The 12,964-nt window shown below is 60.1% G+C and carries 12 protein-coding genes; 8 read left to right on the forward strand and 4 right to left on the reverse strand.

From position 1 onward, the window contains the following. Window positions 1-5 precede the first annotated feature (5 nt). Window positions 6-785: a peroxide stress protein YaaA gene (yaaA, locus tag MWU54_RS15110; protein WP_247085345.1), complete on the forward strand. Its 780-nt coding sequence runs from the start codon at window positions 6-8 to the stop codon at window positions 783-785. On the opposite strand, the gene MWU54_RS15115 is transcribed toward yaaA, so the two are convergent. From MWU54_RS15115 to MWU54_RS18765, 4 genes are all read right to left on the reverse strand, one after another. Continuing rightward, window positions 770-2,917, reverse strand: a complete 2,148-nt coding sequence (locus MWU54_RS15115; RefSeq protein WP_247085347.1) for an ATP-binding protein — start codon at window positions 2,915-2,917, stop codon at window positions 770-772. The genes yaaA and MWU54_RS15115 overlap by 16 nt on opposite strands. Window positions 2,918-3,054: 137 nt before the next feature. Next, entirely contained in the window at window positions 3,055-4,233 is a 1,179-nt protein-coding gene (locus MWU54_RS15120; RefSeq protein WP_247085349.1) for an acetyl-CoA C-acyltransferase family protein, read from the reverse strand. A 68-nt stretch (window positions 4,234-4,301) separates the two neighbouring features. Further along, window positions 4,302-5,636, reverse strand: coding sequence for a mechanosensitive ion channel domain-containing protein (locus tag MWU54_RS15125; protein ID WP_247085352.1), 1,335 nt, complete (start codon window positions 5,634-5,636; stop codon window positions 4,302-4,304). Window positions 5,637-5,697: 61 nt separating this feature from the next. Beyond that, window positions 5,698-5,829, reverse strand: a complete 132-nt coding sequence (locus MWU54_RS18765) for a hypothetical protein (RefSeq protein WP_281496133.1) — start codon at window positions 5,827-5,829, stop codon at window positions 5,698-5,700. 275 nt (window positions 5,830-6,104) lie between these two features. Between MWU54_RS18765 and leuC the strand changes: the two genes are divergently transcribed. The 7 genes from leuC to MWU54_RS15160 all read left to right on the forward strand — a co-directional run bounded on the left by leuC (window position 6,105) and on the right by MWU54_RS15160 (window position 12,949). Next, window positions 6,105-7,508 carry a 3-isopropylmalate dehydratase large subunit gene (gene leuC, locus MWU54_RS15130; RefSeq protein ID WP_247085354.1) on the forward strand — a complete coding sequence of 468 codons (1,404 nt, stop codon included), beginning with the start codon at window positions 6,105-6,107 and terminating at the stop codon, window positions 7,506-7,508. After that, on the forward strand, window positions 7,508-8,113 hold the full coding sequence (leuD, locus tag MWU54_RS15135; protein WP_247085356.1) for a 3-isopropylmalate dehydratase small subunit: 606 nt from the start codon (window positions 7,508-7,510) through the stop codon (window positions 8,111-8,113). The genes leuC and leuD overlap by 1 nt, the downstream gene beginning before the upstream one ends. A 98-nt stretch (window positions 8,114-8,211) precedes the next feature. Next, window positions 8,212-8,730 (forward strand): ATP-binding protein, encoded by a 519-nt coding sequence (locus MWU54_RS15140; RefSeq protein ID WP_247085358.1) that lies wholly within the window; start codon window positions 8,212-8,214, stop codon window positions 8,728-8,730. 263 nt (window positions 8,731-8,993) lie between these two features. Beyond that, on the forward strand, window positions 8,994-9,830 hold the full coding sequence (locus MWU54_RS15145; RefSeq protein WP_247085360.1) for a hypothetical protein: 837 nt from the start codon (window positions 8,994-8,996) through the stop codon (window positions 9,828-9,830). 59 nt (window positions 9,831-9,889) lie between these two features. Beyond that, window positions 9,890-10,789: an endonuclease/exonuclease/phosphatase family protein gene (locus MWU54_RS15150; protein ID WP_247085362.1), complete on the forward strand. Its 900-nt coding sequence runs from the start codon at window positions 9,890-9,892 to the stop codon at window positions 10,787-10,789. Between the two features lie 57 nt (window positions 10,790-10,846). Further along, on the forward strand, window positions 10,847-11,953 hold the full coding sequence (leuB, locus tag MWU54_RS15155) for a 3-isopropylmalate dehydrogenase (protein WP_247085364.1): 1,107 nt from the start codon (window positions 10,847-10,849) through the stop codon (window positions 11,951-11,953). Window positions 11,954-11,971: 18 nt separating this feature from the next. Next, on the forward strand, window positions 11,972-12,949 hold the full coding sequence (locus tag MWU54_RS15160) for a DMT family transporter (RefSeq protein ID WP_247085366.1): 978 nt from the start codon (window positions 11,972-11,974) through the stop codon (window positions 12,947-12,949). The last annotated feature ends 15 nt before the right edge of the window (window positions 12,950-12,964 follow it).

Genomic DNA, 12,964 nt, shown 5'->3' on the forward strand with positions numbered 1-12,964 from the left:
CTGCCATGCTCGTCGTGATTTCCCCGGCCAAACGTCTCGATTGGTCCGAGCGTGATGTTGAGATGACCACCCCGGTGTTTCAGGACGATGCCAACCGTCTGGCAAAAACCTCGCGCAATCTGACGCTGGGCAATCTCAAGGCTTTGATGGATCTCAGCGATGATCTGGCCAAGCTCAACCGCGACCGCTTTCGCGCGTTCGAGGACGCACCTTCACAAGACGATGTGCGTCCTGCCGCGCTGGCCTTTGCCGGGGACACCTATCAGGGGCTTGAGGCCGACACGCTGGATGCCGATGAAATGCGCTGGGCGCAGGATCATCTGCGCATCCTGTCGGGGTTGTACGGTGTGCTGAAACCGCTGGACGGGATTCAGGCGTATCGGCTTGAAATGGGCAGCCGTCTGAAAACCCGGCGCGGCGGAAACCTTTATGACTACTGGCGTGACCAGATTGCGAAGGAACTCAAGCGCGAGGCGTCTGACCTTGGCACCGACACGCTCATAAACTGCGCCAGCCAGGAATATTTCGGCGCGGTGCCACCCAAGGCGCTGGGCCTGCGGATCATCACACCGGCGTTTATGGAAGACAAAGGCGACGGCAAGGGCCCCAAGATGGTCAGCTTCTTTGCCAAGAAAGCCCGCGGCGCGATGGCGAGGTTTGTGATTCAGAAGCGTCTCACCGATCCGGCGGGTATTCTGGATTTCGACCTTGGCGGATACGCCTACCGCGAGGACCTGTCCGACGCGGACAAACCCGTCTTCGTTCGTCCTTACGAGGCGAGTTGAACCTGCGGGCAATAAAGCTCCAGCTTTTCGATCAACGCGGCCTTGCGCAGAGGTTTGGTCAGGTAATCGGTTAACCCCGCCGCAAGGATCTGTTCCCGGTCCCCCTCCATCGCGTGCGCGGTCACGGCAATGATCGGCACCTGTGGGCCGGGTCCTTCGATCTGCCGGATCTTGGCGGTGGCCTCTTTGCCATCCATGCCGGGCATGGAAATATCCATGAAAATCACATCAGGGCGGTCGTCCTGAAACGCCGCAACCGCTTCGAACCCGTCCTTGGCGGTGCGCAGATCGATGTCCAGTTTCCCGACCATCTTGCGAAACACCATCTGGTTGGTGCGGTTGTCCTCGGCCAGCAGCACTTTGGGCGGGCCAAGTGACGACAGTGCAGGTGTGTCGGTCTGTGTCGGGAGGGGAGGCGCGACCGCTGTGGACTGGATCGCCTCCAGAAGCGCCGCGCGCGACACCGGGCGCTGGATGACATGTGTGCCGTCCGGACAGTGCCGGGATGCGGCTTTCTGATCTGTTGCCAGACACAGGATCGGGGGTGGGATGGCACACCCGTGCAACCGGTTCAGGACGTTGTCAAAATCCGGGGTGCCCGGCTCTAGCGCCAGCAGGGCAAGGCTGACGTCTTGCAGCATGTCGGGCGTTAGATCCAGGGGATCAGTACAAACAATCGGTTTCGCCCCAATCGCGCTGACCTGATTGATCAGACGCGTCGCGCTGTCCTGATCCGAAGGTTCCACCACAAGGATCCGCGTCAGGTCCGGCGACAACTGCGGTTGGGTCGTGTCACTTTCGTCAATGGGCAGAGTCACCTGAAAGCCAAAGCAACTGCCGACGCCTTCTTCGGAAACAACCCAGACCTCGCCCTGCATCAATTCGATCAGGCGTTTGGTGATGGCAAGGCCAAGCCCGGTGCCTTCGAATTGACGATTTCGGTCGTCTTCGACCTGATTGAACTCTCCGAACACGTGATCGACCTTGTCGGGCGAAATGCCGATGCCGGTGTCTTCGACCGTGATGTGCAGGGTGGTTTGGCCGTCCGGACCGGGCACGCCAACGACGCGCAACAGCACTTCGCCCTCAAGCGTGAATTTCACCGCATTGCCCATCAGGTTGGTGATGATCTGCCGGATGCGACCGGGATCCGCCACAAACCGGGTGGGCAGGAAAATGTCGTAGTCGATCCGCAGGGTCAGTCCTTTGCCCCGCGCCGTGGGCTGCAACAGCATCACCACCTCGTGCAGCGTCTTTTCAAGATCGAAGGGTTCGGGGTGCAGCACCAGCTTGTCGGCGTCGATCTTGGAATAGTCGAGCACATCGTTGATGATCACCAACAGCGCTTCGCCAGAGTTCTTGATGGTTTCGACGAACAGCCGCTGTTCGCTGTCCAGATCGGTCTCGGTCAACAGATCGGCCATCCCCACCACGCCGTTCATGGGGGTGCGGATTTCGTGGCTCATATTGGCAAGAAACGCCGATTTCGCGCGGTTCGCGGCCTCGGCCCGTCGGCTGGCCTCGCGCAGTTGCTGTTCGTAAAGCACGCTTTCGGTGATGTTGAGACCAAGGCTGACCACGTCCCCCGACGGACCGCGCCGGTCAAACACGCGGATGTGCTGGCCGTTCCACAGCTCAAGCTCCATCGGTTCGGGCACGTCCTGCTGCCACCGGTCCTGCATCCGGGCGCGCCATTCGGCAGGGGGGCCGTTGCCGATATTGACGATGCCTTCTTCGGTCAGAAGCTGAAGAATCCGTGGATAGGTGATGCCGGGCCGCACCTCTTCCAGGCCATCAAAGATCGCCAGATAGGCCCGGTTCGCCACGATCATGCGGTTGTCGGCGTCGAAAAAGGCAAAGCCGTCTTGGATGGTTTCAATCGAATGCCACAGGCGGCGTTCGGCGATCTGGATCTTTTCGTGTGCAACCCCCAGTTCGGTTTTCACCCGCTGGTTTTCGCCCCGCACCATCGCCACTTCGGCGCGGGTTTCGACGATTTCTTCGCTCAGCTGTTGGGCGTGATTGCCCAGCTTGCGATTGGCGGCGAAAAGCTCGGCCTGTTTGAGTTCCAAAAGGCGTTCCGCAGCAAGCCGCGCGCGCCGTTCCTCGGCCAATTTGTTGGCGAGACTCATCCAGACCTCCGTTTTCGTCGCTGCGACTTTCGGGGATCATGGTGAAAAAGAAATTAACCCGGCTGAACGATGTCAGCCGGGTTCAAAATACAACCTATGCGGTTACCCGTGGGTTACACCGCCTAATTTTTAGGCGATTAAAGCCGTTCAATGGCCAGCGCAATGCCCTGCCCACCGCCGATGCACATGGTGATCAGGGCTTTGGACCCGCCGATCCGTTCCAGTTCATACAACGCCTTCACGGTGATGATGGCACCGGTTGCGCCCACCGGGTGGCCCAGGGCAATCGCACCGCCATTCGGGTTCACCTTGGCCGGGTCAAGGCCAAGCCCCTTGTTGACCGCAAGTGCCTGTGCGGCGAAGGCTTCGTTGCTTTCGATGACATCGAAATCACCGATTGACAGACCCGTGCGCTTGAGAAGGTTCTCGACCGCTGGCACCGGGCCGATGCCCATCACCTCGGGTCGGACACCTGCGTGGGCATAGCCCAGCACCCGCGCGCGGGGTTTGAGACCGGCTTTTTCCGCAGCCCCTGCCGTTGCAAGGCAGATCGCGGCAGCGCCATCGTTGATGCCTGATGCGTTGCCCGCCGTGACCGTGCCGTCCTTCTGGAACACCGTGCGCAGGCCGCCGAGTGTTTCCAGGCTGGTCGCCTTGGGGTGTTCGTCGGTGTCAAACGCCACCGTCTCGCGTTTCTTTTTCACGTCGACGGGCACGATCTGGCTGGCAAACCGGCCTTCGGCGATGGCCTTGGCGGCGCGGTCCTGGCTGGTCATTGCAAACTGGTCTTGCATGTCGCGGGTGATGTCATGCTCTGCCGCGACGTTTTCGGCGGTGACACCCATGTGGCCGGTGCCAAACGGGCAGTTGAGTGCGCCCAGCATCATGTCGAGCGTGCGAATGTCGCCCATCTTGGCGCCCCAGCGCTGGTCGGGCACGATATAGGGCGCGCGGCTCATGGATTCGGCCCCGCCTGCCAAGGCGAAGTCCGCGTCACCCAGCATCAGCGACTGGATCGCCGACACAATCGCCTGCGCGCCTGATCCGCACAGACGGTTCACGTTCATCGCCGGGGTGGTGTCGGGGATGCCCGCCTGCATGGCGGCGACGCGGCTCAGGTACATGTCGCGCGGTTCGGTGTTGATGACGTGGCCAAAGACGACGGTGCCGATCTGGCCGCCGTCGACGCCCGACCGCTCCATCGCGGCTTTGGCGGCTGTTGCGCCCAGATCAATCGGTGGCGTGGCGGCAAGTGAGCCTCCAAAGGTGCCAATCGCGGTGCGCGCGCCGTCAAGGATTACAATATCGTCTGCCATGGAAGTCCCCCAATTCTGTTGCGCGCAGTATGGGCAACCGTCGGGGCGGAGTCAGCCACAACGTCCCGTCAGTCGGCAGGACCATTTGTCGCCAGCACCGACCCTTCGAGCATTTTGACCTCGCGCTGCGGGAACGGGATCGAAATGCCGTGTTCCTGAAACGCGTCCCAGAGGGCCAGGTAGACATTGCCGCGAATGTTGGTCAGCCCGCCGGTGGGGTCGCGGATCCAGAACCGCAGGATGTAGTCCACCGAGCTGTCGCCAAATCCGACAATGTGGCACACCGGGGGTTTGAAGCTGAGCACCCGGTCAACAGATTTCGCCGCTGCGATTGCCAGTTCGCGGACTTGGTGGGGATCGTCCTGATAGGCGGTGCCGAAATAGATATCGAGGCGGACAAATTCGTTGGAATGCGACCAGTTCACCACCTGCCCGGTGATCAGGTCTTCGTTGGGAATAAGGTATTCCCGCCCGTCGCGTGTAACCACGCTGACATAGCGCGCGCCCAGAGAGTTGATCCAGCCAAACGTGTCGCCCAGTGAAATCACGTCACCGGGTTTGATCGACTTGTCGAGCAGGATGATGATGCCGGACACAAGGTTCGACACCACCTTCTGCAAACCAAAGCCGATGCCGATACCGATGGCACCGGACAGAACGGCCAGACCTGTCAGGTCAAACCCGACAATCCGCAGCGCGATAAAGAACGCGGCCCCGTAAAGCGTGACCTGAAGGAACTTGATCGCCAGAACCTGCATCGAGGGCGAGATGTCTTCGTTCTTGCGAATGGTGGCGGCGGTAGAGCTGCTGATCAGGCGGGCGATGGCCAGAAGGACGGCAAGAAACACGATGGCCTGCAGGATGATCCACAGCGAAAACCGCGATTCGCCCAGATCAAAGGCGGCGCTTTCCAGAAGCGATTGCGCCTCGTCTGCAAGGCCGGTGATCGACAGCGTGACCCAGATCCACGCGCCGTAGCGCACGATGCCCCGGATCAGCGTGTTCGAGATCAGTCGCGTGGCAAGGACGATGAACAGCCAGGCTGTCGACAGGTTTGCAATGATGCTCAGCAGATAGGATCGTGAGGGCCAGGTGATCTCTCGCATCGCGAAAACGACGATCCAGATCAGCAGGACAAACAGGATCATCCGCAACCGTCGATGCAACACGACGAGGATGCGCATGCGCCATTTCGGCCAGCCCTCGCGGGTGCGCATCCAATCGTGCATGCGTGGCTTGAGCAGAGCGGCAAGCAGATGCGCCGCAACGAACACGCCCAGCGCGATACCAAGCTGGTAGGCGTTCCATGGCCGCAACAGGTTGTCGACAAACGCCTGCACCCACGCGAACGAGCCCAGGGCAAGTTCGGTCAGTGCCTCGGTGGTGACGGCCTCTTGTTCCATGGTGCGCTACCGCTGCTTCTTTTGGTGCAGCGTCGCATTGCGGTTGCGATGGCGCAACCGGTTAGGAACTGATGAACGGCAGGATCACAGGTTCCGGCCACGCTGACGTGTCGGCCCCGGCGGTATGGACCGCAAGAATGCCTGCAAGCAGGGCGATCAGCCCGAGATTGATGATGTTAAGTTTGGTCAGCATAAGTCCCTCGCAGTGATAGGTACGCGTGTGGACGTGGTCCGGATCACATTTTATCTGGCGCGCGGCCGCGCCACGTGGCTCAGGCTTGCGACTGGCCGGTCTGATGATGTAGGACAGCGTGCATGACGATGGTTTTTGACATGGATGATCGCGCGCGGTTGCGTGAACGATTCTTCGGTGCGGCGCACACGGTGCGGGCGCGACTATCCTGACGCGCATCCGCGCGAGACCCCGACCAACACATTCACATTGCTTTGCTGTAAGGGAGAGGACAGATGTCCCCCAAAACGCTCTATGATAAAATCTGGGATGCCCATGTCGCGCATGAAGCCGACGATGGCACCTGCCTGCTTTATATCGACCGCCACCTTGTTCACGAAGTGACAAGCCCGCAGGCCTTTGAAGGTCTGCGCATGGCGGGCCGGTCGGTGCGCGCACCGGACAAGACGATCGCGGTGCCGGATCACAATGTTCCGACAACGCTGGACCGTGCCAACGCGGCAACCATGACCGAAGACAGCCGTGTTCAGGTTGAGGCTTTGGACAAGAACGCAAAGGACTTTGGCATTCATTATTACCCGGTGTCCGATGTGCGGCAGGGCATCGTGCATATCGTCGGCCCCGAACAGGGTTGGACACTGCCGGGCATGACGGTTGTATGCGGCGACAGCCACACCGCGACTCATGGCGCGTTTGGGTCTTTGGCGCACGGCATCGGCACATCCGAAGTTGAGCACGTTCTGGCGACGCAGACGCTGATTCAGAAGAAGTCCAAGAATATGAAGGTCGAGATCACCGGCAAGCTGCGCCCCGGTGTGACCGCCAAGGACATCACCCTGTCCGTGATCGGTGAGACCGGAACCGCCGGTGGCACCGGTTACGTGATCGAGTATTGCGGTGAAGCGATCCGCGATCTGTCGATGGAAGGTCGCATGACGGTCTGCAACATGGCGATCGAAGGTGGCGCGCGCGCGGGTCTGATCGCGCCGGATGAAAAGACGTTTGAATACGTGAAGGGCCGCCCGCACGCGCCGAAAGGGGCACAGTGGGAAGCCGCTTTGGCGTGGTGGAAGACGCTCTATTCCGATGACGATGCGCATTGGGACAAGGTTGTGACCATCAAGGGCGAAGACATCGCGCCTGTTGTGACATGGGGCACGTCACCCGAGGATGTTCTCCCGATCACAGCCGAGGTGCCTGCTGCCGAGAGCTTTGAAGGTGGCAAGGTTGGCGCGGCACAGCGGTCTTTGGACTATATGGGTCTTAAGCCCGGACAGAAGCTGTCGGATATCGAGATCGACACCGTGTTCATCGGCTCTTGTACCAATGGTCGGATTGAAGACCTGCGCGCGGCTGCGGAAATCCTCAAGGGCAAGAAGATCGCCGTGAAGCGTGCAATGGTTGTGCCCGGATCAGGCTTGGTTCGTGCGCAGGCCGAGGAAGAAGGTCTGGCGGACATCTTCAAGGACGCCGGGTTCGAATGGCGTCTTGCAGGCTGTTCCATGTGCCTTGCAATGAACCCCGATCAATTGCAGCCGGGTGAGCGCTGTGCGGCAACATCCAACCGGAACTTCGAAGGCCGTCAGGGCCGGGGTGGCCGGACGCACCTGATGTCGCCTGCAATGGCTGCGGCTGCGGCTGTGACCGGGAAACTGACCGACGTGCGGGAGATGATGTAATGGAAAAGTTCGAAAAACTCACCGGGATCGCGGCGCCTATGCCGTTGGTGAATATCGACACCGATATGATCATCCCCAAGCAGTTCCTGAAAACGATCAAGCGGTCGGGTCTGGGCGTGAACCTGTTTGACGAGATGCGCTATGATGATGACGGCAACGAGATCCCTGATTTCGTGCTGAACAAGCCGCAATATCGTGAGGCAGAGATTCTTGTTGCCGGGGACAACTTTGGCTGTGGATCGTCGCGGGAACACGCGCCTTGGGCGTTGAAAGATTTTGGCATCCGGGCGGTTGTGTCGACCTCGTTTGCCGACATCTTTTACAACAACTGCTTCAAGAACGGCATTCTGCCGATTGTTCTGCCGCAAGAGGCCGTCGACGTGCTGATGAAAGATGCCGAGAAGGGCTCGAACGCGCGGATGACGGTTGATCTGGAAAACCAGGTTGTGACCAGTTCGGACGGCGAGAGCTTTTCGTTCGAGGTGGACAGCTTCAAGAAGCATTGCCTGATGAATGGTCTGGACGACATCGGTTTGACGATGGAAAAAGCCAAGTCCATCGACACGTTCGAAGCGCAGGCCGAACAGGCGCGTCCCTGGGTTTAAATCCCTTAGGGTAAACTTTGAGAGGTCGTCCCGGTGGGGCGGCCTTTTTTTGTGTGATACGGGTTGTGCGCGTGCCCGTGGTTCGCAAGATTGCTGGTATGGCAAAGGACAGTCCGACCCTTCACATGATGTGCGGCAAGATCGCGAGCGGAAAGTCGACGCTTTCGGCGCGATTGGGTGCGCAGCCGCGTACGGTCGTGATCGCAGAAGACGTGTGGCTGCACGGGCTTTATGCGGATCAGCTTGCATCGGTTGCGGATTACATGCGGGCGATGGCAAGGTTTCGCCCGATGATCGGGCCGCATATCGCGGACTTGCTGACTGCCGGTGTGTCCGTCGTTCTTGATTTTCAGGCCAACACCGTGGATGCGCGGCGCTGGATGCGGGGGATTGTTGAGCAGACACAGGCGTCCCATGCGCTGCATGTTCTGGACGTTCCTGACGAGGTCTGTCTGAAGAGGTTACACGCCCGCAACGCGGCGGGGACGCATCCCTTCACGGTGAGCGATGCACAGTTTCATCACGTTTCGGCGCATTTTGTACCGCCATCCGACGACGAAGGGTTCCATATCGTGCGCCATTCCCACGGCGATGGCCCGATGGGTGAGGGTGCGTGAGACCGTATTTGGCGAGCTTACAACATGTTGTGGGTTCTTCTGCGATTGCCACATTTGGCATCGGTCGTTGATGTATTCGCGCACCAGTTATTCTGCAAAAACAGGGATTTCGTAGACCCGACCCGCAGTAGGCGTTGAGCGGGAATCCGAACTTGGGCAACAATAGGGCAATAATGAGGCAGGCCGTCCCATCCGACGGTCACAAAATTTGGAACAAGGGCACGGCATCGTATCGCGTCCGTCCAAGTTGAGAGGAAACCAGAGTGGTCAAGCGGATCATTGGATCAGCTATCCGTGCGCTATTGATGGCGTTCCTTGTGGCGATTCCGTCGCTTGTGTTGCCGGGCACGTCCAGCGATGCCGCGCAGATGGCGGCGCTTGTGGCGCTTGTGGCGGCGGTTGTGACCTTTGCCGAGTATTACAGCGAATACCCCACCTTTCTTGAGTTCCGGGACGCTCCGCCCTTTAACCGGCTTCGGTTCCTGGGGCTGTTCTTTTGCGTGATGTTCGCCTCGTTGCTGACCGCGTCGGACGGGCGTGGCGCGCATGTGCCGCAGACCTTGCTGCAGGGGTGGTCGCATGATGCGGCAGTGGCCTTTGATTTTCCGTTTTCGCCGGTGCACCTGATGTCGATTGCGTTTGGCGATCTGCCGCAGCTGTTTGATGTTGCGGCTGTCACACGCATGGCGAGCGTTCTTTTTGCGGTGACGCTGATCACGCTGTGTTTGTTCTGGGTGCACGCCCGGTTCATTTTCTGGCCCATCCGCAAGAAGGCGTTCAATTTCTGGATCAATCTGCCGTTGTTTGACCCGACCTCTGGCAAGGATGTTCTGTTTCGGTTGAAACGCGATGCACATATTAACCTGGCTTTAGGGTTTCTGCTGCCATTCCTGATCCCGGCGCTGCTGCGGATGTGGATGGGGGCGTTCGATCCCACCATCCTTACGGTGCCAGAGGTTCTGATCTGGGTTCTGTGCGCGTGGGCGTTTCTGCCACTGACATTGATGATGCGGGGCATTGCGTTGTTCCGGGTGGCGGCTCTGATCGAAGAGAAACGTCGCCGCGCCTATGCGCAGGAAGACGAATTGCAAATCGCCTGATCGGGTGTGTCTGTATTTTCCTGATCTTTGCCGGAGCGGCCTTTGCGGGTGAGCTGCGGTTGGCGCTGTGGCATGTGCCGTTTTCGCGCGAGGGCCCCGGACTTTTGTTGCGCGATCTGCGCAAGGAGCAGGCGTCGCTTGTTGCGCTGGCCGACGCGATCCGGACGGCGGATGCCGATATCGTTGTCCTGACGAAATTTGATTACGACGCTCAGGCACTGGCGCTGACCGCGTTGCGGGATCTGGTGGGGGATGGGCATCACCATGTTCGGGCATTGCCGTCCAATTCCGGCCTTCCAACGTGGCACGATCTGGATGGGGACGGGCGTTTGGGGGAACCCGAGGATATGCACGCGTACGGGCTGTTTCCCGGGCAGGGCGCGTTGGCAATCCTATCGCGGTTTCCGATTGTCGACCATGAGATGGCATCGTTCAATGCGCTGCTTTGGAAGGACTTTGCGGACACGCATGTGACGCCGATAGATGTGGGTTGGGAGGACCGCCGTCTGTCCAGTGGAGGGCATTGGGTTGTCCCGGTGCAGGTCACGGACGGGATGCGTCTGGACCTGCTGATCGGGCATGCCGGTGCGCCGGTGTTCGACGGGCCGGAGGACCGCAACGGGCGGCGCAATCTGGATGAGCTGCGGTTGTGGAGCCAGATCATCGAAGAGCGGCGGGATGGGGCGCTGGTGTTCATGGCGAATACCAACCTTGATCCGCAGCGCGGCGATGGATACCGGGACGCGATGGAGACGTTCCTGCGCGACGGACCGTTTCAGGACCCGCTACCCGAGACCCCCACGGCGATGTGGGACCGACCGGGGCCGATGCGGGTGTCTTATCTTTTGCCATCGAGGAACATGGCGGTGCGGCAGGCGCGGGTCTGGCCGCTGGTGCCGGATCAAAAACACCGCCTGATCACCGTGGACATCCTGCTTCGGAATCGCCCGTCACCTTGACCCTCGGAGCAAGCGGGTCTAGGCGAAGCGCAACTTGGATGACAAAGGAGTCCCACGATGAGCAACGCTTCGCTTCTGATTTTGCCCGGTGACGGGATTGGCCCCGAGGTAATGACCGAAGTGCGCAAGATCATCGATTGGTACGGCGCGAAACGTGACCTGCAATTCGACGTGAGCGAAGACCTTGTTGGGGGTGCCGCGTACGACAAGCACGGCACGCCGCTGCATGATGACACGATGGCAAAGGCGCAAGAGGTTGATGCGGTTCTGCTGGGGGCTGTGGGTGGTCCGAAATACGACAACCTTGATTTCAGCGTGAAGCCGGAACGTGGCCTGCTGCGATTGCGCAAGGAAATGGACCTGTTTGCAAACCTGCGCCCGGCGCAGTGCTTTGACGCGCTGGCGGATTTTTCGTCGCTGAAGAAAGACATTGTTGCGGGCCTCGACATCATGATCGTGCGCGAACTGACGTCGGGCATCTATTTCGGAGAGCCACGCGGCATCTTTGAAGAGGGCAACGAACGCGTCGGCATCAACACGCAGCGCTACACCGAAAGCGAGATTGACCGCGTGGCGCGGTCGGCGTTTGAACTGGCGCGGCGTCGCGGCAACAAGGTCTGCTCGATGGAGAAGGCCAACGTAATGGAATCGGGCATCCTGTGGCGCGAAGTTGTGCAGAAAGTGCATGACGAAGATTACCCGGATGTCGAGCTGAGCCACATGTATGCCGATGCCGGTGCGATGCAGCTGTGCCGCTATCCCAAGCAGTTTGACGTCATCGTGACGGACAACCTGTTCGGCGACATCCTGTCGGACGCGGCGGCGATGCTGACCGGGTCGCTGGGTATGTTGCCCTCTGCGAGCCTTGGCGCGCCGATGGCGAACGGTCGTCCCAAAGCGCTGTACGAACCGGTTCACGGATCGGCCCCGGACATTGCCGGGCAGGGCAAGGCGAACCCGATTGCCTGTATCCTGAGCTTTGCAATGGCACTGCGCTATTCGTTCGATCAGGGCGATGAGGCGGCGCGGCTGGAAGCGGCGATTGAGACCGTGCTGGCAGACGGCGCGCGCACCGCGGATCTTATGGGGCCCGAGGGCGGCACACCGATGTCCACCACCGACATGGGTGATGCGATCATCGCGGCGCTGGACGCGAGCTTGTAAGCAGAAAGGGGGCCAGCGATGTCGTCCAACGCCAAGGGCGCTGTGCTGGCCCTGATTGCCTTTGGGCTGTTTTCGACCCACGACGTTTTTATCAAGACGTTGGGGGCGGTGTATTCCCCCATCCAGATCGTGTTCTTCAGCGTGTTGCTGAGCTTTCCGCTGGCGACAATCATGCTGATGCGTGATGCGAAACCGGGAACATTGGTGCCGGTGCATCCCTGGTGGATGGCGGTGCGGACTGTTGCGGGCGTGGTGACGGGGGTGTCGGCGTTTTACGCCTTTGCCCATCTGCCACTGACGCAGACCTATGCGATCCTGTTTGCGACGCCGCTGATCATTACAATCCTGTCGATCCCGATTCTGGGGGAAACGGTGCGGATCATGCGCTGGGCGGCGGTGATTGTCGGGTTGCTTGGGGTGTTGGTGGTGCTGCGCCCCGGGACCACGGATTTGACCGCCGGACACATCGCCGCGATCCTTGCAGCCTTTGGTGGGGCGTTTGCGTCGATCATCGTGCGCAAGATCGGTGCCGAGGAACGCACGGTGGTGATGCTGCTGTACCCGATGGTCGGCAATTTCGTGGTGATGGGGGCGGCACTGGCCTTCGTCTACAAGCCGATGCCGATTGAGCATCTGGGCATGTTGGCGGTGATTTCCGTCATGGCGTGGATTGCCGCGCGGTTCATTATCGCGGCCTATCAAACCGGAGAAGCGGCCATCGTGGCACCCATGCAGTATTCGCAGATCCTGTGGGCGACGGTGTACGGGTTGCTGTTCTTTGACGAACGGCCTGACCTGTATACGGCGGTTGGTGCAACGATCATCATCGCGTCCGGCCTGTTTATCGTGTTCCGCGAAAGCAAGGTTGGCACGTCGAAAACCACACCGGTTCTGCGTACCCGGACGCGGGTTGGCACGCCGTCGACCTTGCGGTTGAGCGGATTGATGACCTCAGGGCGGTTTCGAGACAAAGTTCCACCTGAAACAGATGACTGAATTGCGGGTCGCATG

The sequence above is a fragment of the Marivita sp. S6314 genome (genome assembly GCF_023015985.1).
In the GTDB taxonomy this organism is placed as follows: Bacteria; Pseudomonadota; Alphaproteobacteria; order Rhodobacterales; family Rhodobacteraceae; genus Marivita.